The sequence below is a fragment of the Actinomadura nitritigenes genome, from assembly GCF_017573545.1.
Lineage (GTDB): Bacteria > Actinomycetota > Actinomycetes > Streptosporangiales > Streptosporangiaceae > Spirillospora > Spirillospora nitritigenes.
Window position 1 is genome coordinate 113,787 of the sequence record NZ_JAGEOK010000029.1, and the last position, 22,138, is coordinate 135,924.

General features: G+C 71.6%; 21 protein-coding genes. 16 read left to right on the forward strand and 5 right to left on the reverse strand.

What is annotated here, in order from left to right:
• Positions 1-151 precede the first annotated feature (151 nt).
• A complete protein-coding gene (locus J4557_RS36315; protein WP_208271320.1) occupies positions 152-556 on the forward strand; it encodes a PPOX class F420-dependent oxidoreductase in 405 nt (134 codons plus the stop codon).
• A gap of 78 nt (positions 557-634) precedes the next feature.
• Complete coding sequence (locus J4557_RS36320; protein WP_208271353.1) at positions 635-1,297, forward strand: DNA alkylation repair protein; 663 nt, start codon at positions 635-637, stop codon at positions 1,295-1,297.
• A 35-nt stretch (positions 1,298-1,332) separates the two neighbouring features.
• On the opposite strand, the gene J4557_RS36325 is transcribed toward J4557_RS36320, so the two are convergent.
• A complete protein-coding gene (locus tag J4557_RS36325; RefSeq protein ID WP_208271321.1) occupies positions 1,333-2,508 on the reverse strand; it encodes an FAD-dependent oxidoreductase in 1,176 nt (391 codons plus the stop codon).
• Between the two features lie 90 nt (positions 2,509-2,598).
• Here J4557_RS36325 and J4557_RS36330 point away from each other — a divergent pair, with 90 nt between their 5' ends.
• The 4 genes from J4557_RS36330 (at position 2,599) to J4557_RS36345 (ending at position 7,336) form a co-directional block, all read left to right on the forward strand.
• Positions 2,599-3,090, forward strand: coding sequence for an RNA polymerase sigma factor (locus tag J4557_RS36330; protein WP_208271322.1), 492 nt, complete (start codon positions 2,599-2,601; stop codon positions 3,088-3,090).
• Positions 3,087-3,569 carry a hypothetical protein gene (locus J4557_RS36335; RefSeq protein WP_208271323.1) on the forward strand — a complete coding sequence of 161 codons (483 nt, stop codon included), beginning with the start codon at positions 3,087-3,089 and terminating at the stop codon, positions 3,567-3,569. Before J4557_RS36330 ends, J4557_RS36335 begins: the two co-directional genes overlap by 4 nt.
• A 315-nt stretch (positions 3,570-3,884) precedes the next feature.
• On the forward strand, positions 3,885-5,642 hold the full coding sequence (locus J4557_RS51875) for a multicopper oxidase family protein (RefSeq protein ID WP_208271324.1): 1,758 nt from the start codon (positions 3,885-3,887) through the stop codon (positions 5,640-5,642).
• A gap of 227 nt (positions 5,643-5,869) precedes the next feature.
• Positions 5,870-7,336 (forward strand): CLIPPER-2 domain-containing protein, encoded by a 1,467-nt coding sequence (locus J4557_RS36345; protein ID WP_208271325.1) that lies wholly within the window; start codon positions 5,870-5,872, stop codon positions 7,334-7,336.
• A gap of 165 nt (positions 7,337-7,501) precedes the next feature.
• Here J4557_RS36345 and J4557_RS36350 read toward each other — a convergent pair whose 3' ends face one another.
• Positions 7,502-8,470 carry an NmrA/HSCARG family protein gene (locus tag J4557_RS36350; protein WP_208271326.1) on the reverse strand — a complete coding sequence of 323 codons (969 nt, stop codon included), beginning with the start codon at positions 8,468-8,470 and terminating at the stop codon, positions 7,502-7,504.
• Positions 8,471-8,721: 251 nt separating this feature from the next.
• Between J4557_RS36350 and J4557_RS36355 the strand changes: the two genes are divergently transcribed.
• Positions 8,722-9,069 (forward strand): ArsR/SmtB family transcription factor, encoded by a 348-nt coding sequence (locus J4557_RS36355; RefSeq protein ID WP_208271327.1) that lies wholly within the window; start codon positions 8,722-8,724, stop codon positions 9,067-9,069.
• 31 nt (positions 9,070-9,100) lie between these two features.
• On the opposite strand, the gene J4557_RS36360 is transcribed toward J4557_RS36355, so the two are convergent.
• Complete coding sequence (locus tag J4557_RS36360; RefSeq protein WP_208271328.1) at positions 9,101-9,706, reverse strand: TetR/AcrR family transcriptional regulator; 606 nt, start codon at positions 9,704-9,706, stop codon at positions 9,101-9,103.
• A gap of 113 nt (positions 9,707-9,819) precedes the next feature.
• Between J4557_RS36360 and J4557_RS36365 the strand changes: the two genes are divergently transcribed.
• The 5 genes from J4557_RS36365 to J4557_RS36385 all read left to right on the forward strand — a co-directional run bounded on the left by J4557_RS36365 (position 9,820) and on the right by J4557_RS36385 (position 15,740).
• On the forward strand, positions 9,820-10,818 hold the full coding sequence (locus tag J4557_RS36365) for an NADPH:quinone oxidoreductase family protein (protein ID WP_208271329.1): 999 nt from the start codon (positions 9,820-9,822) through the stop codon (positions 10,816-10,818).
• 39 nt (positions 10,819-10,857) lie between these two features.
• A complete protein-coding gene (locus tag J4557_RS36370) occupies positions 10,858-11,571 on the forward strand; it encodes an SDR family NAD(P)-dependent oxidoreductase (RefSeq protein WP_208271330.1) in 714 nt (237 codons plus the stop codon).
• A 103-nt stretch (positions 11,572-11,674) separates the two neighbouring features.
• Positions 11,675-12,286 carry a hypothetical protein gene (locus tag J4557_RS36375; RefSeq protein ID WP_208271331.1) on the forward strand — a complete coding sequence of 204 codons (612 nt, stop codon included), beginning with the start codon at positions 11,675-11,677 and terminating at the stop codon, positions 12,284-12,286.
• A 379-nt stretch (positions 12,287-12,665) separates the two neighbouring features.
• The gene (locus J4557_RS36380; protein WP_208271332.1) at positions 12,666-14,198 is read left to right on the forward strand and encodes an outer membrane protein assembly factor BamB family protein; all 1,533 of its coding nucleotides are present in this window, start codon (positions 12,666-12,668) and stop codon (positions 14,196-14,198) included.
• 441 nt (positions 14,199-14,639) lie between these two features.
• Positions 14,640-15,740 (forward strand): hypothetical protein, encoded by a 1,101-nt coding sequence (locus J4557_RS36385; RefSeq protein WP_208271333.1) that lies wholly within the window; start codon positions 14,640-14,642, stop codon positions 15,738-15,740.
• A gap of 6 nt (positions 15,741-15,746) precedes the next feature.
• Here the strand turns inward: J4557_RS36385 and J4557_RS36390 are convergent, their stop codons facing one another.
• Positions 15,747-16,007, reverse strand: coding sequence for a DivIVA domain-containing protein (locus J4557_RS36390; protein WP_208271334.1), 261 nt, complete (start codon positions 16,005-16,007; stop codon positions 15,747-15,749).
• 191 nt (positions 16,008-16,198) lie between these two features.
• Here J4557_RS36390 and J4557_RS36395 point away from each other — a divergent pair, with 191 nt between their 5' ends.
• Positions 16,199-17,155 (forward strand): alpha/beta hydrolase, encoded by a 957-nt coding sequence (locus J4557_RS36395; protein WP_208271335.1) that lies wholly within the window; start codon positions 16,199-16,201, stop codon positions 17,153-17,155.
• A gap of 46 nt (positions 17,156-17,201) precedes the next feature.
• Here the strand turns inward: J4557_RS36395 and J4557_RS36400 are convergent, their stop codons facing one another.
• Complete coding sequence (locus tag J4557_RS36400) at positions 17,202-17,618, reverse strand: hypothetical protein (protein ID WP_208271336.1); 417 nt, start codon at positions 17,616-17,618, stop codon at positions 17,202-17,204.
• 336 nt (positions 17,619-17,954) lie between these two features.
• On the opposite strand from J4557_RS36400, the gene J4557_RS36405 reads away from it, so the two are divergent.
• From J4557_RS36405 to J4557_RS36415, 3 genes are all read left to right on the forward strand, one after another.
• Positions 17,955-19,295, forward strand: a complete 1,341-nt coding sequence (locus J4557_RS36405; RefSeq protein ID WP_208271337.1) for a DUF6801 domain-containing protein — start codon at positions 17,955-17,957, stop codon at positions 19,293-19,295.
• Between the two features lie 278 nt (positions 19,296-19,573).
• On the forward strand, positions 19,574-20,200 hold the full coding sequence (locus J4557_RS36410; protein WP_208271338.1) for a hypothetical protein: 627 nt from the start codon (positions 19,574-19,576) through the stop codon (positions 20,198-20,200).
• Positions 20,201-20,331: 131 nt separating this feature from the next.
• Positions 20,332-22,138, forward strand: a 1,807-nt coding sequence (locus J4557_RS36415; RefSeq protein WP_372442567.1) for a DUF6801 domain-containing protein, incomplete at its 3' end; no start/stop codon positions are given.

The window sequence follows — 22,138 nt, forward strand, 5'->3', positions numbered from 1 at the left end:
TGACGTCATCAAGACTTCCGGCCCGGGGACCCGCCCACATTGGCCCTGAACACCATCTCGGGGGTGTACCTACCGACACCTCCGGCGGCCGCGGTCGCGGGCGTGCCCCACAATTGTCGATCAAGCCCGTACCCGGACGAGGAGCTCGGTCGTGTCGTTCAACGAGGAAGAGATCGCCTACATGAGGTCGCAGCGGCTGGCGCGGATCGCCACCGTCGCGGAGGACGGGCAGCCGGACGTGTCCCCGGTCGGATTCGACTTCGACGGGACGCACCTGTTCGTGGGCGGCGGCGATCCGGTGCGGACCCGCAAGTTCCGCAACGTGCGGTCCGGGAACACGAAGATCGCGATCGTCATCGACGACGTGCCCTGCACCGACCCGTGGTCGCCCCGGTACCTGCGCGTCTACGGCGAGGCCGAGCTGGTCGAGCGCGAGACGGCGGCCGGTCCGCGCCCGTACATCAGGATCACGCCGCTGCTCTCGTGGAGCTGCAACCTGGACGGCCGCCCCCTCACCGGCGACCGCAGCGTCCGGCGCACCGTCCACCGCCCCTGACCTCGGCCCGCGCCTCTAGGCTCGGGGGATCGGACGAGCCGGGAGGACGAGGTGACCGGGACGGCGTTGACCGAGGTGATGGCCGAGCTGGCCGCGCTGGAGGACCCGAAGGCGCGCGCGGTGAACGAGAGGCACGGTGACGATCACGGGGTGAACCTCGGGAAGCTGCGCGCGCTCGCGAAGCGGCTGAAGACGCAGCAGGATCTCGCGCGCCGGCTCTGGGAGACCGGCGACAGCGCGGCGCGGCTGCTGGCGCTCCTGATCTGCCGCCCGAAGGCGTTCGAGCGCGGCGAGCTGGACGCCATGATGCGCGAGGCCCGCACCCCCAAGGTGCAGGACTGGCTCGTGAGCCACGTGGTGAGGAAGAGCCCGCACGCCGAGGAGCTGCGTCTCGCCTGGTCCGGCGATCCGGACCCGGCGGTCGCGGCCGCCGGGTGGACGCTGACCGCCGAACGCGTGGTGAAGAAGCCCGACGGCCTCGACCTCACCGGGCTGCTCGACGTCATCGAGGCGGAGATGAAGGACGCCCCGGACCGCCTGCAATGGGCGATGAACACCTGCCTCGCCCAGGTCGGCATCGAGCATCCCGAGCACCGCGCCCGCGCGATCGCCATCGGCGAGCGCCTGGAGGTGCTCAAGGACTACCCGACGTCCCCGGGCTGCACGTCCCCGTACGCACCCGTCTGGATCGGCGAGATGGTGCGCCGCCAGGGGGACGGCACGTCGCCGGCGGCGCGTTAGGCGCCGCCGGCTCCGTGACGGTCGGCCGGGTGGGCTCACCGAGACCGGGCGGGTTCGGGGTCGTAGCGGGCCGCGTCGCGGTGGGCCGTGTCGGGTCCGTCGAGGTGCTGGAGGGCGAGCTGCGCGGCGGCGATCCCGACCTCGGCGAGGAGTCCGGGAGCGGCGGACTGGTCCGTGGCCACGGCGAGGGCGTCGCCCCGCCCGACGGCCGGACGGTCGCGCCATGTCGTCCCGGGCAGGTCCAGGGCCCCGCTGCAATCGGTGCGCACGGCGCCGCGCTGCCACTCCACCGCCGCACGCCAGCCGGGCCACGCCTGGTCGAGGAGGCCGTGCACCCGGCGCTCGGCGTCGCCCTTGCGCTCGCCGGGCGCGCACGCGGCCGCGATCTGGACGAGTTCGCGCCCGGCCGGTGCGAGCGAGGGATCGGCGAGGCTGTAGCGGGCGACGTAGATCCGGTCGTCCAGGTCCGACAGCCGGAACCAGTCGGGGCCGGAGCCGGCGCGCATGCCGAGGTCGAACGTCGCCGTGCGGGCGCCGGTCCAGGCGAGCGCGTCGTCGCCGGTCAGCCGGCGCGCCGTGGCGAGGCCGGTGGCGATGATCGCCGGGCCCGCGGGCGGGTCGGGCACCCGCGTCCCGGTGATCGTCCGCACGCCGAGGTGGGCGGCGCGGTCGGCGAGGATGTCGACGAGGGTGGACCAGCCGCCCGTCACGTACCGGACGCCGCCCGCGAGCGCGCGGCGGAGGCGCTGGTGAACGAACGCGGCCGACAGCCGTCCGGGGTCGTGGTCGAAGGTGAAGACGAAGCACACGCCGATGACCGCCTCGGCCGTCCGCGCGTCGACATGGCGGAGCAGCCAGGCCCGGAACGGCTCCGCCGCCGGCGCCTCGGCGGGCAGCGCGGCGATGGCCGCGCCGAGCTCGTCGGGCCACGGGCCGAGCCGGCCTTCGGACCGGACGAGGCGGGGTCGCGGCGGCGCCGCCACGACCGGCGGGGTGAGGCCGCGGCGTTCCAGCCAGTCCCACCACGCCCCGTCCACGTAGATCGCGTGGGGGCCGGTGTTGGCGCGGTACGGGCCGTCCAGCGTGCGCGCCCGCCCGCCGGGCCGGGAGTGCGCCTCGACGACGGTCACCCGCCGGCCGTGCTCGGCCGCCTCGATGGCGGCGGTCAGGCCGGTGAGCCCGGCGCCGACGATCGTCAGGTCTGGTTTCACGGGTCATGCCCTTCTGTCGGGTTCTGTGCGGTTCCTCCTGTCTGGAAGGTGGCGGCGGACGCCCGGAAGGTTCCGGCTAATCTTCGGGGCGTGGATCCGGACACCGTCGCCGCCGCCCAGCGGGGCGACGCGCTCGCGCTGGACCGGCTCATCGACGAGCTGGCCCCGTACGTCCGGCGGCTGTGCGCGCGGATCGCCCCGGCGGCGGCCGACGACGCGGCGCAGGAGGCCCTGCTGGAGATCTTCCGGGGGCTGCCGTCGCTGCGCGCCCCGGAGGCGATCATCACGTGGGCGCGGTCGGTCACCGTCCGGACGGCGGTCCGGCTCGCCCGCCGCGACGACCGGGAGGTCGCCGCGGACGACACGCTCGTGGACCGTTCCGACCCGTCCCGCGAAGGGCTGGTGGACATCGATGACGCCCTGGCGCGCCTGCCGGTGCCCCAGCGGGTGGTGCTGGTCCTGCGCACCCATGAGGGCCTCAGTGAGCAGGAGATCGCGGCGGCTCTGGGGATTCCGATGGGCACCGTGAAGTCCCGGCTGCACCGGGCCAGGGCCGCGTTCCGGGAGGGGTGGGAGGCGTGAGCGAACCCGTGGCGCTGCCCGGCATGGATCCGATCGACCGCCTCGCGGTCCTGGAGGCGGGGCTGCCCGGCGCCGTCGTCGGGCGCCGCCGCGTCGCCGCCCCGTTCGACGCCGTGTGGCGGGTCATCGCGGACCTGGAGAACACCGTCCCCCGCTACGAGGCCGCCGTCGCCCGCGTGCGGATCGTCGAAGAGCGGGGCGAGTTCCTGCGCCTGGTGGTGCGGGACGCCGCGGGCCGCGAGGACGCCGTGGACGCCCGGCTCCGGCCCGGCTGGTGCCTGATGCAGTCGGCCACGGTCGTCGTCGCCTTCGCCGCCCGCCCCGTCGACGGGGAGACCCTGCTCGCGCATCTCGAGCACCGGCGCCCGCAGGAGTCCCCGCCCGGCCGGAGCGCGCCGGTCGACCGCGCCGCCGCGCTCGCGAAGATCGACCAGGAGCTCCGGACGATCGAGGGACTCGCCACCGGCGACGGCAGCTGAGTTCGCCGAGTTCCGGCGTGCGGGCACGCACCCCGACCTGTCAAATCACCTTAAACAAGGCCATTGACGTGCAATGGCATGCTCTTAGGGATATTTTAGTCCGTGAGTTTGAGATCGACCCTCCGGGCGAGAATTCCACCGTGCGGCGCGACGGCTGGAAGGGACGGACGGATGGAGAAGGTCGTCGGGCGGCGGAATTTCCTCATGGCTGGTGCCGTCGGAGGCTCGGGCATGCTACTGCCCCAGGCTTTCCGGCAATCACCGGCCTACGCGGCGCCGGTTCACGGGTCCAGGTCGGGAGACACCGAAGTGACGGTGACCCCGCCCTTGAAGAAGTACGTCGACCCGCTGCCCCGGCCGGTGAGAGCCATTCCGGACATATCCGCCTATCCGGGCGCCGATTACTACGAGCTCACGATGCGGCAGCACGAGTGGTGCTTCCACCGGGACCTCGATCCGGCCACCGTGTGGGGTTACTGGGCCAAGAATCCGAACGACCCGGGCAAGCCGCTCGGCATGGGCTATCTCGGGCCGACGATCGGCGCGACCAAGAACCATCCGACGGTCGTCAAATACCGCAACGAGCTGCCGGTCGGCCCCCACATGTTCCAGTTCGTGCTCGACCGCATCCGTAAGGGCGACCCTCAGCTCACCCCGCCGCCCTACCACGGCATGCCGCCCCTTCCGCCGGGCATCAACGTGTGGAACGTCGTCCACCAGCACGGCGGTTTCACTCCGCCGCAGTCCGACGGCATGCCGCTGCAGTGGTTCAGCCCCGAGGGCGTCCGCGGCCCGTCCTACACCACCCTGGACCCGGGCAAGGTCGCGGCCAACGAGGCGATCTACGCCTACACCAACCGCGAGCGCTCGGCCATGCTCTGGTACCACGACCACGCCATGGGGATCACCAGCCTGAACGTCTACGCGGGCCTCGCCGGACTCTGGCTCGTCGAGGACCCCGCCGACGAGCGGCTCGGCCTGCCGCGCGGCGAGTTCGAGGTCCCCCTGATCCTGCAGGACCGGACCTTCGACGAGGACGGCTCCCTCGCCTACACCATGACCCAGGTGGAAGGCGCGGACACCCCCGTCGTCAACGGAAAGGCGTATCCCTTCTTGGCGGTCCAGCCGCGCCGCTACCGGCTGCGCTTTCTCAACGGATCGAACGAACGCTTCTGGCGGCTGCGGTTCCAGGCCGACAGGACACTGGTCCCGCAGGAATTCCTGCCGTTCTGGCTGATCGGTACCGACGGCGGCCTCCGTTCCCCGTTGCAGATGCTGAACTTCCTGATATCGCCGGCCGAACGGTACGACGTCATCATCGACTTCAGTGGGCTGCCCACGGGCGCGAAGGTCACCTTGATGAACTACAATGCGCCCGTCCACTTCCCCGGCGGCGGTGGGCCGGAGATATCGGAGATCATGCAGTTCCGGGTCACCGAGCGAATGTCGGGAGGCGAGGACCCGACGACCCCGCCCAAGGAACTCGCGCTGCCCCCGGTCGAGCTGATCCGCCCGAGACCCGGCACCCGCCGACGGGAATGGGTCGTCTACCAGAAGGGCATCTTCGAGAGCATGACCTTCAACGGCGTGCCGTTCATGGCGCCGTCCGAAGACTTCATCAAGGAGGGCTCGTCCGAGATCTGGGAGTACATCAATCCCAATCACGACGCCCACCCGATGCACGTCCACCTCATCAACTTCCAGGTGCTGAACCGGCAGCCGATCGACGCGACCGCCTATCAGAACGCCTTCCAGAAGTGGCTCGACGGCGGCCGCAAGGCCGCGGACAGGCCGGTGCTGGAGCACTACGTCACCGGCCCGCCGAGCCCGCCGGACCCGGACGAGGCGCATTCCTGGAAGGACACCGTCAGGATCTATCCGGAGTCGGTGACCCGGATCATCATCGACGAGTTCGACCTGCCGACCAGACGGATCGCGTCGATCCCGGCCAGCGGCGCCGAGCTGCCGGCGACGTACGTCCAGCACTGCCACATCCTCGAACACGAGGACGACGACCTCATGCGCCCCTGGACGATCGTCGCGGACCACGACCGGCGCCGCCCGCCGCGATAGGCGGCCCGGCGCCGCACGCGTCCGGCGCCGGGCCGGCGGCCGTCGCGTTGCCCGCCGCCGGGCGATGACATGACCGTTCCGTGAATCGGCGGGCGATCCAGCAATTCTTCGATGCGGCCTTCGCCATGCGTGAGGCGCGCCCCGAGCCATCCGCCGAAGGCGTTGATATATGGGCATTGGATGGCGGGTGAATCCCACCCTTGAATCGGACAGGAAGAGTCAATGGCATGAGAAGACGGATATCCCGTGTCGCCGCGGGAGCCGCGGCCGTCGGCGTCGCCGCGTCGCTGGCGGCCGCGACCGGGAGCGCCCAGGGCGGGCAGGCGTCCGCGGCCCGGCTGCGGCAGGGGTCCGAACTCGTCAGCGAGACGTTCACCGGAGCCACCGCGGACCCGCGCTTCATCGGGTACGGGATGGCCTGCCTGACGGGAGCGCCGCGCGGCGGGACACCGGGCGAGGGCGAGCATCCGCTGGGAGGCTGCCGATCGGACCCGGAGGGCCCCGTGCCGCCGGGCGACGCCGCACCGCACGGGTATCTCCAGCTCACCGACGCGCACAGGGACCAGACCGGCGCCGTGCTGTTCGACACGCCGATCCCCGCGACCGACGGCCTGGACGTCACCTTCGAGCAGTGGCAGTACGGCAGCACCTCGCAGGTCCCGGCGGACGGGATCTCGTTCTTCCTCACCGACGGCACCGCCCGCCTCACGCAGCCGGGCGCCTTCGGCGGGAGCCTCGGCTACGCCCAGAAGCTCCCGGACGACGACCCCGGCGCCGCGTTCGTCCCCGGAGTGAACGGCGGATACCTCGGCATCGGCCTCGACGTCCTCGGGAACTACTTCGGCGACTGGGAGCACCGCGGGAACGGGTGCGAGCGGCGCTCGCCCGCCGGGACCGTGTTCCACGTGCCGGCTCCCGGCCCCAACATGGTCACCGTCCGGGGACCGGGGAACGGCATCAACGGGTACTGCTGGCTCGATGCCACGACCAGCAACAAGACGACCACCGGGCCCTGGCCCTCCACCCTGCCGGGACGGCTGCAGAGCGACCTGCGCGACATCCCCGCCAACGCCACGCCGCAGCAGGCGGAGGCGCTGCTGGAGCCGCACAAGCGGACCGTCCACGTCGTGGTGACGCCCGCGCCGAACCCCGAGGTCCACGTCTCCATCGACTTCCAGGACGGGGAGGGCTTCCAGCCGGTGCTGAGCTTCCCCGCTCCCGAGCCCGTCCCGGACACCTACAAGTTCGGGTTCGCCGCGTCCACCGGCCTGTTCACCGACGTGCACCTCATCCGCCGGGTGGCCCTGCACTCCGAGCGCCCGCTGGGCGGGCTGCACCTCACCAAGGAGTTCGCCGGCTGGGGCGAGCCGGACAAGCGCTGGAACGTCATCCGGTACCGGTTCATCGTCAGGAACACGGGCGACGTGCCGCTGAACACCATCACCATCCACGACCGGATCGCCCAGGGCCTGAACTGCCCGGTTACGACGCTGGCCCCGGGCGAATCGGTGACCTGCACGGGAAGGCACACCGTCACCAGGGCCGACCGGGAACGCGGTTTCGTCGAGAACACCGCGACGGCCACCGGCACCCGGGAGGACGACGACGAGACCGTCACCTCGAACGAGTCCAGCCTCACCGTGCCGGTGAACGAGAACGGCAAGCCGAAGCCGGGCGAGCCGGGGAAGCCGTAGGCCGGCCCGCCCGCGACCGGGCTCCGACGCGCCTCGCCTCGTCTCCGGCCGATCCTTCGCCACGGTGGGCCGGCGACGAGGCGGGGCGGGCCCGCGCTACGTCACCGGCCCGCCGAGCCCGCCGGACCCGGACGAGGCGTGCTCCTGGAAGGACACCCTCCCCGGCTAGCTGTACTGACCGGAGGCCCCGAAAGAGACCCGGTCACCGCGCCACTCGGTCGCACGAAGGAATTCCTCCCAGTTCAGCGCGCCGGGGTCAACGCTTCGGCTCCACTGCATGTCGCGGTCATCCCGGTAGTAGCCGAACTCCACCGCATACTCGGCCATGCCGAGGATCTCGTCGACCACAAGAGGGTTCTCGCCCAGTTCCGGGAAATATGTGAGCAGCCCTTCCCGGGAATGCGCACTCCGGTACTCGGCCTTGAGCCCGGTGACACGGGAAAAGGCATCGACCATCTCGGCGGGGGAGATGACGTCGCCGACCACGGGCAGGGAGGCGCCGAGGTGGGCGTTGGGGTCGGAGAACACCTCGAGCACGGCCGGCCCGGTCGCGGTGAGCGGGTCGACGAACGGAGCGCGGAAGTGTTCGGGCAGGTAGAAGGGCATGAGCACCCGGTCGCCGTCGATCCGGGGTGCGTAGTATTCCAGCGCGTTCGTGTAGAAGAACGAGAGCATGACGAAGGTGTGCGCGACGGGCAGGGCCCGAATGTGCTCTGCGATGAGCGCCTTGTCGGTGAAGTGCGGAGCGTACTTGGTGCCCGACGACCTCTCCTGGACATTCTCGAGCGCGCTGAAGACGATGTGCCCCACGCCGGCCTCGACCGCCGCATCGGCGAGCTGCCGGCCAAGGGTGAGCTCGTCGGCCGACGGCGGCGCAACGGGCGGCGTCATGAGGAAAGCCCCATCGGCCGATCGGAACGCCTGCGCGAACTCGCGCCGGTGATCCGGCTCCAGGGGAACCGTGACGATCTCCGCGCCCATCGTCGCCAGGTTCCGAGCCTCGGATGAGCCGGCGTTCCGCGTCAGGGCGCGCACTCGAAACCTTCCGCTCTCGAGCAGGGAGGCGGCAACGCTCCTGCCCTGCTTGCTGGTCGCGCCCGAGACGACGATCAACGGCTTGCCGGTAGCGGACATCACGCACCCTTTCCTGTGGGGCCCGACGCTCGCGAGAGGCGACCAGCGGGAGTACTGGTCACGCCGGCGTCAGGCAGTGGCGGGAGCCATCATATCGACACATTGCGATGCGTCAATGTGTAGCTCGGAGGGCGGGCTCGCCGCACTGATCGGCGCTCAAGCACCCCCAGACCCGGCGTTGGGGCTGCGAGGCCCGGCTCGGTACATCACATCGAGATATAGTGGTGCGTGGGTACGAGAGAGGAGCCGTCATGGCGAAGGCGCGCGCGACGGACTCGGGGCCAGGTGACCTCGAGGGCGCGGTCGAGGTCCTGAAGGCCCTGGCGAACCCGACGAGGTTGCAGATCATGAACTGGCTTCAGGACCCGCACCGGGAGTTCGCGCAGTGGGAGCCGATCGCCGACCGCGACGAATTCGGGGTCTGCGTCAGCCATCTGCAGGCGAAGTCAGGGCTGGCGCAGTCGACGGTCTCGTCGTACATGGCGACCTTGGAGCGCGCCGGCCTCGTCCGGTCCACGCGCATCGGCAAGTGGACCCACTACAAGCGCAACGACGACACGGTGTCCCGGCTCGCGGAGATGCTCCGCAGCACGCGGTGAAACGTGACCACAACGGGCGTCACGAGTTGCTTCATGACATGAGGGCGTCCCACGCGGCCATCGCGCAGGTGACGACCGCCTCCAGCTCATCACGGGTGGCGCCGTCGCGGGCCTGGACGGAGAGGCCCTGCACCACGGTGGTGTAGTAGCGGGCGACGGCGTCGATCCTCTCGGGCGGCGCGACCAGGTCTCCGTCGGCGACGCCGCGCGCGAGCCGGTCCCTGATCTCGGCGCGCATGCCGTGCCGGAGGTCCGCCAGGAACTCCCGGACCGCGTGGTTCTCCACGGCGCCGGTCGGCGCGGCGAGGACCAGCATGCAGTAGTGCGGCGCGTCGGGCCGGGTGATCTGGTCGGCGGTGGCGCGGAGCATGGCGTGGACGGCGGCGCGGGCGGTCGGCTCCTCGCGCAGCGCGCGGCGGGGCGGCTCGCCCGAGGTCGTCCCGTAGAGCGCCATGACCTTGCGGAACAGGTCCTGCTTGCTGCCGAAGCAGGCGTAGATGCTGGCCGAGGCGATGCCCATGGCCTGCGCCAGGTCGCTGAGCGAGGTCCCCTCGTAGCCCCGTTCCCAGAACACGTCCAGCGCCTGGCGCAGGGCGGTGTCCGGGTCGAAGGTGCGCGGCCTGCCGCGAGTGGCCATCGGATGCGTCTCCGTACTTGTTTGTCGTTCGATCAACTTTACCTTGACCCCCGTCCGGCGGCCGTGCCAAGGTTTGTTTGTCGTTCGATAAACAAACCAGGGAGACGACGGCCATGAGCCTTTCCGCCACGATGCGCGCCCTGCGGCAGACGTCCCTGGACGGCCCCCGGGACCTGCGGCTCGTCACCGACGCGCCGGTGCCGAGCCCGGGGCCGGGCGAGGTGCTGATCCGGGTCACCGCCGCAGGCGTCAACTTCGTCGACGTCTCCCAGGCCCACGGCACGTTCGCGGGCGGCCCGCAGCCGCCGTACGTGGCGGGCATCGAGGGCGCGGGCGAGGTCGTCGCCGTCGGTGAGGGCGTGACCGGCCTGGAGCCCGGCGTCCACGTCATCGGCGCCGGCATCGGAGGCGGCGCCTTCGCCGAGTACATGGCGCTGCCCGCGGCGGGCGCGGTCCCGGTGCCGGAGGGCTGGGCGGACGAGCAGGCGCTCGGCCTGGTCGTCAGCTGGCCGACCGCGCTGGCGGCCCTCAAACCGCTCGGCGGTATCGCCGCCGGGCAGACCGTGCTGATCCACGCCGCGGCCGGCGGGACCGGCCAGGCCGCGGTGGCGATGGCCAAGCACTACGGCGCGACGGTGATCGCCGCGGCCTCAAGGAGCAAGCACGACGTCGTCCGGGCGCTGGGCGCCGACCACGTCGTCGACTCCCGTGGCGACGGCCTCGCCGACGAGGTCCTGCGGCTGACCGGCGGCACGGGCGCCGACCTGGTGCTGGAGTCGGTCGGCGGCGCCACCCTCGGCGAAAGCCTGGCCGCCGCCAAGCGCGTCACCGGCCGCGTCATCGTCTACGGCCTGGCCGCCGGCGAAGCCGCGATCACCAACTGGGACCTGGTGTACCGGCACCAGGTCCACCTCGTCGGCCTGAACATCGGCGTCCTCATCCAGGCCGCGCCGCAGGTCTTCGGCGAGGTGATGGGCGAGCTGTTCCGCCTTCTCGCGGCCGGAGTCCTCCGCCCCACCCGCCCCACCGCCTATGACCTGGCCGACGGCCCGAAGGCCCTGGCCGACCTGGAGGCCCGAGCCACCACAGGCAAGCTCGCCCTCCTCCCCTGACACCGACCCGATCACACCGCAACGACAGGAGCACCAGGCATGACCATGAAGGACAAGACGGTCCTGGTGACCGGGGCCAACCGCGGCATCGGGCGGGCGCTGGCGGACGAGGCCCTGGCGAGGGGCGCCGGCCGGGTGTACGCCGGCACCCGCCGGCCGCTCACCCACCCGGACGACCGGGTGACGCCCCTGGAGTTGGACGTCACCAGCACGGCGCAGATACAGGCGGCCGCCGGCCGGATCGAGTCACTGGACCTGCTGATCAACAATGCCGGCATCGCGCTGCCGGACGACCTGACCGACCCCGCCGTGCTCGAACGGCACCTGGCCGTCAACCTCTTCGGCACCTGGGCCGTGACCCAGGCCTTCCTGCCGGCGGTGACCCGGTCCCGCGGGGCCGTCGTGAACATCCTCTCGGTGAACTCCCTCGCCCCCCTGCCGTTCGTCATCCCGGCGTACTCCGTCTCGAAGGCGGCCGCGTTCTCCATGACCCAGTCGCTCCGCGCGCAGGTGGCGGGGCTGGGCGTACGGGTCCATGCCGTCCTGCCCGGCCCGGTGGACACCGATATGACTCGGGGCGCCGACGTCCCCAAGGCGTCCCCGGAATCGGTCGCGCACGCCGTCTTCGACGCGATCGACGACGGGGAGGAGGACATCTTCCCCGATCCCGCCTCAGCGTCCGTGGCCGCTCTCTGGCGCGATGGCGCGGCCAAGGTGCTCGAGCGCCGGTTCGCACAACCGGCGGCACCGTGACCCGAGCGCCCGGCGACGGCGACGGCGACGGCGCCGGCGCCGGAAAGCCTTGACCCATGGGATAGGTTGTGGATCAAAGCCGATCTTGGATGGGGGCGTCCCCGTGGTCGAAGGCTTGACGATGGCACGCGGCCGCTTTCGCGAGTACGGGGTGCTGGGCGGGAGTTGGGCGGCGCTGGCGATCCTTTTCGTCATGACCGTTTCGACCTGGCCGTCGGACGACACGGACCCCGAGAAACCGCCTTTTCAGGCAGGCAGCGTGGGGTGGGGTCTCGGGACACTGGCGGTGGTGGCCGTCATCGGGCTGATGACGACCGTGGCGGTCAGGGATGTGCGTGCCACCCGGCGCGATGGCACGCTCCGGCCCGTGCGGGGCCCCGTCCTCGATGTGGCTCTCGGCACCTGCGCATGGTTTATCGGCGGCCTTTTCTGCCTTCTCGCCTTCTTCTACACCCAGGCGGACGTCTGCGGCGGTGAAGCATTCCGGACGTTCGGATGCCTGAACCGTCCGGGCCCGCTTCTCGATGCGCTCGGCCTGGTATGCGCCGCATCGGCGACTCCCGTGCTGGTGGTCCTGACCATGCCGGCCAACCGGACGCGACTCTCCCGGTGGCTGGCCCCGGCGCTCATCCTCGGCCTGTACTTGCTGGCGCTCCGGATGTGGGTGCCTCACGCCGGCCTGGGGGTTCCGTCGCGTGACGCGCTGATGCCCTGAGTACGGCGGAACGACCGCCCCTCAAAGCTGCGCGGCGGCGCCGGCCGCCATCCGCCCCCGGCTGACCAGGGGCTGTGCGCCGACCAGAGCCCGAGCTGCTGAGGCCCGTGGACGAGTTGTCCGGAGTGTGGGGGCGCCGTCCTCGACGGGTGGCCACGTGGACGTCCACTGCACGATCGCCCGGAAGGCCGCAGTGTGCGACAGACTTATCCAGTTCGTGCCGGAAGGGGGCTCCAATGGGGCAGTCGCTCGGGGGCCGCCGCGAGCTGACCGCGCCGCTCGCCCTGGAACGTCATGGGCCCTTGGAGCCGGTAGACCGGCAGGTGGGGCGGTGGGTCCCGGCGGGTGGGCGACTCCAGCCGGGACGGGGACCGGGGACATGCTGACGGACCCGGAGGACGACCCGGGGAAGCCGGAAGACCGCCCGGACGGCGGCGCCAGGGCGGGAGGTCTCCGGCGATCGGCGGGTTCGATCGCCCTGGCGACGGCGTTCGGTTGCAGCGCGGTCGTGACGGTCGGAGTGATCGCCCAGATGGCCTTCGGCTTGGGCGGTCATCGCTCCCCCACGATGCTGATCCTCCTGCTGATATTCATGCCGGCCGTGGGCGGTTTCGCAGTCGAGGCTTGGAAGAAGCCGCACGCCGTGCGGATCTGCGCGCTGCTGACAGGGGTGGCGCTGGGGGCCTGGTTCCTCTACGCGACGCTCGGGAGGGGCGTCTCGCAGGTATGGGCCGCACCGGCGGACCGTCCCGGGGATGTCCGCGCGGTCGGCGACTGGATGGTCGGCGACCTGGTGGTCCGGGCCCGACCCGACCTCGTGGTGGCCTACCGGCTCGGCGACGGCCGGGTGGCCTGGACATGGGCGCCGCCCGGCCGCGAGCTGGTGTGCGCGATGAGCGATCGGACCGCGTCCGGCACCGGCCTGATCGGCTACACCGAGGCCCATGCCGACGGCCCCCAGTGCGACCGTGTGACGGCGCTGGACCTGTCCACCGGCAGGCCGCGGTGGACGACGACCGTGCACGGGCCGTCCACCGGCTGGTCCCCGTCCGCACCTGGCACGGTGGCCGCGACCCGGAGCTCGGTGGTGCTCCAGGACGGCGAAGGCTGGCGGGCCGTGAACATGTCGGACGGCAGGACCCTCTGGCGCGCGGGCGCGGGACACGGGTGCTCGCCTCTGCGCGCGGCCGCCGGGCCGAACCGGGTGGTGACCGCCGCCACCTGCGGCGACGCCGCACCGGTGCTGCGCAGCCTGTCCCCGTCCGACGGCCGCGAGCTGTGGCATGCCCCGCTGCCCGCGCGCGGTGAACCGCGCGACCTCGCGCTCCTGTCGGTCGACCCGGTGACCGTCTGGATCTTCGAGAGCGGTCCGCGCGGAACCCGCGCCGTGGTGTCCTATGACGAGTCCGGGCGTGCCCGCGCCACGATCCCGCAGTCGGGGACCAGCGGCGAGCTGGCCATACCGCTCGACGAACCCGGCTTCTCGACGGCGTCGTTCGCGGCCCGTCCCGCCTATGGGGCGCTCGTCGTCGGAGACCTGCTGATCACCTCCGCCACCCGCCCGGGCGACGTCCGCATCTCCAACGACGGCGACAACGGCATCAGCCGCAGCGCCAAAGGCCGCCTTGTGGCCTTCTCCCTCACCGACGGCACGCTGCGCTGGACCGCGAAGCTCGACGACCACCCCAACGGCATCGCCGCGGACGGCGACGCCGTCTGGGCGCTCACCGTCGACACGATCGCCCGCGTCGACGCCGCCACCGGCAAACGTCTGGCCACCGTCGCCGTACACGGCACCAGGCAGATCAACGCCGCCGACCTGTGGCGCACCGCCGGTCGTTTCGTCATCGTGGCCGAGGACGGTACCGAATCCATCATCACCGAGGACGCACCCGTCCGCGTCCTGCGCTGAAGGCTTGCTTGAGCCGCGGCGGTTGGAAGCAGGCATGGCGGAGAGCCTGCGGCGGGAAAGGGTTCACGACGGTGAACCTGGACAGCGGATCGCCTGCGCGACAGGAAAGGCGTGAGCGCCTTTCCTGGGCTCCCGCCGTCGATCGCCGCCTGTTCATTCCGGAGACCGTGCGTCTTCCGTGACGGACGGTTCGTCACGCTGTCGTGCGCCGACGAGCTCGGGGGAATGCGCGGTCGCCGTCGAGGTCGATCCGGGGGTCGCCGAGCATGCGCGGGGTGCACTCCGGGCCACCGGGCTCCCCGGCGTGCCGTGATTTATCGCTTTCTTATAAAAAGCCGAGCGGATTCCGCTGCGGCGGCGATTTCACGGGCGGCTCCCTTGTGAGAAGCCTGTGTTAACACGCACACTGGCCGAATATCGGCCTCAGTCTAAGGAGCGGCCATGGGGGCGCTTGCTCTTGCCGTCGCGGCACCGGTCGCCTACGTCGCGGGCTTCACGGTCTTCAAGGTCACGGGGCGCCGGATGCCGCGGCTCACCGGGGCCCGCTTCCTGCACACGGCGTGGACGCTGGCGTCCAGCCCCGCGTGGCTCGTCGGGCTGGGACTGCTGGTCGGCGGGATGGTCGTGCAGAGCATCGTGCTGACGCGGATCCCGGTCAGCGCGGTGGTGCCGATGTACGGGCCGGTCATGGTGGTGCTCCTGCTGGTCGCGGTCACCAACTTCCGGGAGCGGGTGACGCCCGGCGAGCTGGGGGCGCTGGCGGTGCTCGTCCTGGCGCTGCTGGCGTTCGCCGCCGCCGGCGGGCTGCTGCGCGGCACGGCCCCCGCCGGGCCGGCCGGGCCATGGGACCCGCACGCCCCGCTCTGGAAGGTCGCGCTGCTCATCGGGCCGTCCCTGCTGTTCCCGCTGTGGCTGTTCGTCGTGCGCGACAGCCCGGTGGACGGGCGGCACGCCAAGCGCGTCACGGGCGTCGCGTTCGGGCTGGGGGCGGGGGTGCTCGTCGGGTGCGCGGAGAGCTCCGGCGCGGCGATCGCCCGGCTCCTGCGGCACGACCCGTCGGCGTGGCAGGCGGTGCTGCGGACGCCGCACCCCTCCATCGTCGTCGTCGCCGGGCTGTTCGGCGCGGGGCTGGCGCAGATCGGGCTGCAGCGCTGCCGGCTGTCCGTGGTGATCATCATGCTGGCGGTCGGGTCCAAGGCGTCGCTCTGGCTCGGCGGGATCATGGTGTACGGGCAGCCGTGGCCGGACACGCCCCGCACGTTCGCGCTGTCGGCCGTGGGGCTGGTCCTGGCGGCGGCGTCCGTCTTCCTGATCCCGCGCCACGAGCGGGAGGAGCCCGCCGGGGAACCGGCCGCCGAGGAGGCCGCCGTTCCCGATCGGACGCCGTTCGCTCCGCGGCGCGAGCGCGACGGGCGCGACGGGTGGGCCGCGCCGGTCCTGCCCGCCCCGGTCGTCCGGCCGCCGGCGGTGCCGCGCAGCGCGGCGGCGATGCGGTACGAGGCCCTGCGGAACGAGGGGGCCGGACGCGGCGACCGGGCCTGAGACCGCTCACGGGACCCGCCCCTCGCGCGGCCACCGCGCGGCGGCCCGCGCCTCGTCGCGCTCCCGGATCAGCCGCGCCAGCTCGTCGGTCACCAGGTCGAGGAACGCGTCGACCTCCTCGACGGCGTACCCCTGCGTGAGGCGGGTCGTCGCGAACTTCTGGTCCCGGACGGCCTGCGGGGTGATCCGCGGCTCGCCGTCCGCGCCGTCCGGGCCGCTGGGGAAGCCGGCCAGCCGGCCCTGCCACGCCGGTCTCTTCTTGCCCATGCGACCACTTAACACAGCCCGTCCAGGGCGGGGCGAGCGTTTTCTCGAAGGTGTTGCGGGGGTGCGGATCCCGAACCGATTTCTTGAAGCCCGGTGAGCATTTTCCGGGCCGTGCGGATTCCTGCTGTACGCTGCGCTGCGTCCATTTCCCGGGCGGTCGGGCGGTGTGCGCCCTGCGCTGAGGAGTCCGAATGGAACGTGTCATCGAGCACCGTCCCGGCACCAGCGGGAAGGCGCGCAGGTTCGCCCTTTTCATGAAGGTCTTCGTCCGGCCGGTGTTCTTCTACAGCCCGCTGACCCGGCTCATGCTGCGCGTCGCCGTCGTCCTGGACTGGGCGGCGCCGCTGCTGATGCGCCCGGAGCGCGGCACCCGCGTCGAACGCGTCGACCTGGACGGCTTCCACGGCGAATGGATCCGCCCCGAGGGCGCGGAGCCGGGGCGCGTGGTGCTCTACCTGCACGGCGGCGGCTTCTTCTGCTGCGGCCTGCGCACGCACCGCGGGCTCGTCGCGAGGATCGCCTCGCGGTCCGGCGCGGTCGCCTTCTCCGTCGCCTACCGGCAGCTTCCCGGATCGTCCCTGGCGATATCGATGGCGGACGCCCTCAACGCCTACGCATGGCTGCTCGAGCAGGGGCACGCGCCGCACGACATCGTCATCGCGGGCGACTCGGCGGGCGGCTTCCTCGCCTTCACCACCGCCCTCACCGCCATGGAGAACGGCCTGCCGAAGCCCGCCGGGATCGTCGCGCTGTCCCCGCTGGTGGACCTCGACCACGAGGGCCGCGCGTCCTACGAGTTCACCCGCCGCGACGCCTACGTCCCCGTGCACCGCCTGAAGAAGCTGAACCGCCTGCTCCTCGCCGGGATGGACCCGGGGCCGCTGCCGTCCCCCTGCGACCGGGACCTCCGGGGCCTGCCGCCGGTCCTCATCGTCGCCGGCTCCCGCGAGGCGCTCCGCTACGACGCGGAACTCATGACGGAGCGGCTCGCGGCCGCCGACGTCCCGCACCGACTCCAGATCTGGGAGAGCCAGGTCCACGTCTTCGCGGCCTTCGCCGGCGCCGTCCCCGAAGGCCACGAGGCCATCAAGGAGGTGGCCGCCTTCATCCGCGAGATCACTCCGCGGGCGGCCGGCACCGCCGCCTGACCAGCGGGACCCCGAACACGTCGCGGCGGTGCGGGAGGCGGCTCGGTCAGGGGGTGGAGAACGCCTTCATGCAGGCCAGCAAGGCGGCCTGGGTCCTGGTCTTGTCGGCGCCGGGCGGAGGCGTCCAAGTGCTCACGTTGTCGGGGACGTCGACGCCGTGCGCCCGCATGCACCTGGCGAACGCGGTGACCGTCTTGGACGGCGCGGTGGTCGGCCTGGTCACCTTCGGGCCGGGCCTCGGCGCCGCCGGTGCGGAGGTGGGCGCGGCGCCGGTCGGTGTCGGGGTGGGCGCCGTGCTGGCGTCCGGCGACGCCGCGCCGCCGGACGCCGCGGGGGAGCCGAGGGACACCGGCGGCGGCGCGGACGCGGCGCCGCCGCCACCGCCGCCACCGCCGCCGCAGCCGGCGGCGGACATCAGCGTCGCGGCGAGCAGCAGCGCCGCCGGCCCGGTACGAGCTGGCATCGGCTTCACCTCGGGTCCTTCCGATGAGACGTCGGCGGTCCCGCACCGCGCGGCGGCCGGGAAAAAGGCCATTATCGCCCGTTCCGACAAGCGCGCGTTATCACCCGGATAAAGTTCGGGAACGCACGCTTGTCAGCCGGTTGACAAGCATTTCGAATGATCGGCCGATGCTCACCGGAGTATGAACGAGGCTATTCCTTGCTCGCCGGATGAGCAATTTCTCCGGCCGCCTTGTGCGGCCGCGTTCTTTCGTGGTCCCATCCGGTCCCGGGCTCGTGGCCGGTGCGGAACGCGACCGCCGGCGGGCCGGACGGACGATCTCCGATGGGTGGGGCGATGATCAGTGTGCGCGCACGTCGGGCCGGCCGCCTGATGGCGGCGGCCGGGGCCGGCACGCTGCTCGCCGCCGGCCTGAGCGGTGCCGGGGCCGAGGCCACGGGCACCCAGAACGCCGACCTCACGGTGGGGTACCAGTGCGCGTTCCCCGCCGGGCCGCAGCAGGTCAGCGTCCGCTACCAGGCGCCGTTCCCCGCGTCGGCGCGGCCGGGCGAGCAGGTGCGGCCGGGGGAGGCGACGGCGACCCTGACCGTCCCGCGCGCCGCCTTCGCCGACCTCGGCGCGGCGAAGGTCGGCGGGACCGTGCGGGTCGCGGCGCAGACCACACGGAACGGGACGGCCGCCAAGGCGGACTGGCCCGCGTTCACCGTCGAGCCCGCGCCCGTGCCCGGCGACGGGGACGGGGACGTGACGCTCACCGCGTCCGGGCGGCCCGCCGCCGCGACGGCCGGGCCCTCGGGCACCCTCACGTTCAGCCTCGGCGAAGTCGACCTGGGCCTCGGCCCCGCGCCCGCCGCCGGCGGCACCGAGGAGAGCCCCGTCGCCTGCACCCCCGCGCAGGGGCAGGCGCGGGTCTTCGCGGCGGTCCCGGTGGTGGCGGACGGCACCGCGGCCGCCCCCGCGCCGTCCCCGAAGGCGACCGCGGCGGTGCCCGCGGGCGAGGCCCCGCCGGACTGCCAGGACCTCAAGGAACCCGGATGGCTGATCTCCGGCTGCGTCTACATGAACGGCTTCGCGAACGTGCGCAAGCTCGACGGCGCGACCGTGCTCAATGACCCGGCGGCCCCGGGCCCCGCGCTGACGAACGTCGAGTACGACATCGTCCCGAACCTGCCCACGGGGACCGGGACGGACGTCCGCTTCCGTTTCCACGAGCCGCTGCGGTCCAGGGCGACCTTCCTGACGTTCGGCTTCATGCCCACGACGGCCACGATGGAGATGGACCAGGTCGGGCTCGGCACGGAGACCTCCGCGCCGTACGAGAAGGGCCGGACGCGGCAGCACGTCCAGGCCCGGATGCGGGTCACGATCCGGCTGTACGACGTGACGGTCAACGGGACGCCGCTGGACGTCGGCGCGCGCTGCGCGTCCAGCCGGGCGGTGGACATCGAGCTCGGCGACGCTCCGGGAGCCGACATCACCAACATCGTCAAGGGCGGGACGCTCGACGGGACTTTCGAGATACCGCCCTTCAAGGGATGCGGGTCGGGCGAGAACCTGGATCCGCTTTTCACCGGCTCCGTCTCGGGGCCCGGAAACTATCTGAAGGTCAGCCAGGGAACCATCTGCGGCCGTGCCGCGGCCACCTGTCCGCCGGCGATGCCGGAACTGAAGAGATAACGGCCCGCCTGGCCCGGCGGCCAGGAAAAGGCATGACCGTCGAACGTGCGTCATGCCTGCTCAGCATGCCCGAAGAAGCGTTGTCATTCGACAATAAAACGTGCGCGAGGCGGCGATTGAAACGTCTCAGAATTTGTCATCGGCGTCCGATGACTCATGCGGTTCCCGGCGAGTAGCTTACCGGCGGAACGCCACGGAAACGGTTCTCGGGAGGTGATGCGGTATCGGGGGTGAGAAGCACATCGGATAACCGCGTTTCAGAGAATCGAGAGGTACCAGTGAAGACCACGAAGAACACGAGGCGCAGGGGCGGGATGCTCGCCGGCGCGGCCGTCGCGCTGAGCGCCGCCGCCATCGCGTCGGCGATGCCGGCCTCGGCCGCCGCGCCGATCCACTACTCCTTCGACCTGAAGGGGTCGTCGTTCATCAAGGCGCCGAACGGCACCACCGCCCTCACCGGGGGCGTCGAGGCCGACCTCGACGTGACCAAGCCCGCCGACAACGTCACGGCGGACCTGACGCTGAACCCGACCAAGGGCGACTTCCAGATCCTCGGCTTCCTGCCGGTGACCGCGGACATCGCGTTCGTCCAGCAGGGCAAGACCACCGGCACCTACGCCAACAGCGAGCTCACCACGGACTCCAAGATGTTCGTGAAGCTCAGCTCGTTCAACGTGTTCGGGGCCGTCCCGATCGGCGGCGGCGACCAGTGCCAGACCACCCAGCCGTCGGACATCGTCCTCAAGTCGGACGGCAAGTTCATCCCGTCCAAGGGCGGCACGCTCAAGACCGGCGACTACTCGATCTCCTCGATCGACAACTGCGGCCCGCTGACGGGGATCCTCAACCTCTTCACCGCCGGGTCCGGCAACACGATCTCGCTCGACCTCACCGCCAAGGCGTAGGCCCGCCCCTCGCCTGACCCACGGCGTCGCCCCCGCCACCCCGCCGGCGGGGGCGGCCCCGTCACCGCACGTCGCGGACCCGGTCCGCGGCCCGGCATGCCCCCCAACCTCACGCACACGAGAGGTACGAGGTGAAACCGAAGAACATCTCACGAAGAGTCAGGACCGGCACGGTCCTCGGCTCCACGGCGGGCCTGATGCTCGCCATGGCGAGCGTCGTCGCGGCGCCCGCGGCGTCCGCCGACGCGGGCCTGACCCTCAAGTACCGGTGCAGCTACCCGCTGATCGGGCAGCAGGACCTCAGCGTCGCGATCTCCACCGACATCCCGGACAAGGTCGCGCTGAACACCCCGTCGCCCACGATCAACATCAAGGCGGTCTCGACCGTCAGCGGCGACACCACGTTCGGCCTGTGGACGACCCTCACCAAGAAGCTGACCGGCACGGCGAAGGCGCAGGCGTCGCTCGTCGCGCCGCAGTACCCCAGCGGCCTGCCGCTGAAGCCGAACATGACGCTGGCCGACGCGAACGTCCCCGACTCGGGGCCGTTCGACATCACCGCCACCGGCACGCAGGTGCCGCTGACGTTCAACAAGGCCGGCTGGGCGCAGATCACGGTCGGCAACCTCGACCTGGCGATCACCCCGCTCGGCGCGGACGGCAAGCCCACCGGGCTCGGCCAGATCAACGCGTCGTGCAAGCAGCTGCCGGGGCAGAACAACGTCCTGAAGCAGTTCCTCATCGACGACGGGACCAACCCGCCGAAGCCGGACCCCGTCCCGGGCAAGTACCCGGCGCCGAACCCGGTGCAGACCCTCGGCGGCGACCTGCCGACCTCGCCGGAGAAGTCGCTGCAGTACACCTGCCCGTACCCGCTGGTGGGCGACGGCGACCTGACCGTCAAGGTCAAGTCGAACTTCCCGACCGAGGTCCCGGTGAACACCACCGCGCAGGACTTCATCTCGCAGGCGATCCAGGTGACGTCCGTCTCCACCGTCCCGGCGGACGTCAACGAGAACGGGCTCCAGCAGCTCGGCGCCGTGCAGATGGACGGGACCGCCCTGGCGCACCCGACCATCACGGTCCCCGAGATCGCCAACCCCGTGCCGCTCCAGATGGCGCTGAAGCTCGACAAGACGCAGGTGCCCCCGACCGGCCCGGTCGCCATCAACGGCCCCGGCAAGGCCCCGGCGCTGTCGTTCAGCAAGACCGGCGCCGGCAAGGTGACCCTGGACGACATCGACATCCAGAACTTCACGACCTACGACGCCGACGGCAACCCCGCCAACCTCGGCGACTTCACCTGCCACCTGAAGTCCGGGCAGGACAACACCCTGTTCAGCTTCACCGTCAAGGACGGCGGCACGACGACGCCGCCCGACGCGACGGCCCCGTCCGTGCCGGCGAACGTGAGCGGCACGGCGACCGGTGACTCGGTGGCTCTGAAGTGGGACGCCTCGATCGACAACGACGGTGGTTCGGGTGTCAAGGGCTACTACGTGACGGTGGACGGTAAGAAGGGCGACCTGGTGACGGGTACGTCCACGTCTGTTTCGGGTCTGGCGGACGGTGACCACACGTTCGCGGTGTCGGCTGTGGACAACGCGGGCAACGAGTCGGCTGCGTCGGCTCCGGTCACGGTGAAGGTCGCGACGGGCCCCGGCCCCGACACCACCGCCCCGTCGGTCCCCGCGAACGTGAAGGGGACGGCGACCAATGACTCGGTCGCGCTGTCCTGGGACGCCTCGATCGACAACGACGGTGGTTCGGGTGTCAAGGGCTACTACGTGACGGTGGACGGTAAGAAGGGCGACCTGGTGACGGGTACGTCCACGTCTGTTTCGGGTCTGGCGGACGGTGACCACACGTTCGCGGTGTCGGCTGTGGACAACGCGGGCAACGAGTCGGCTGCGTCGGCTCCGGTCACGGTGAAGGTCG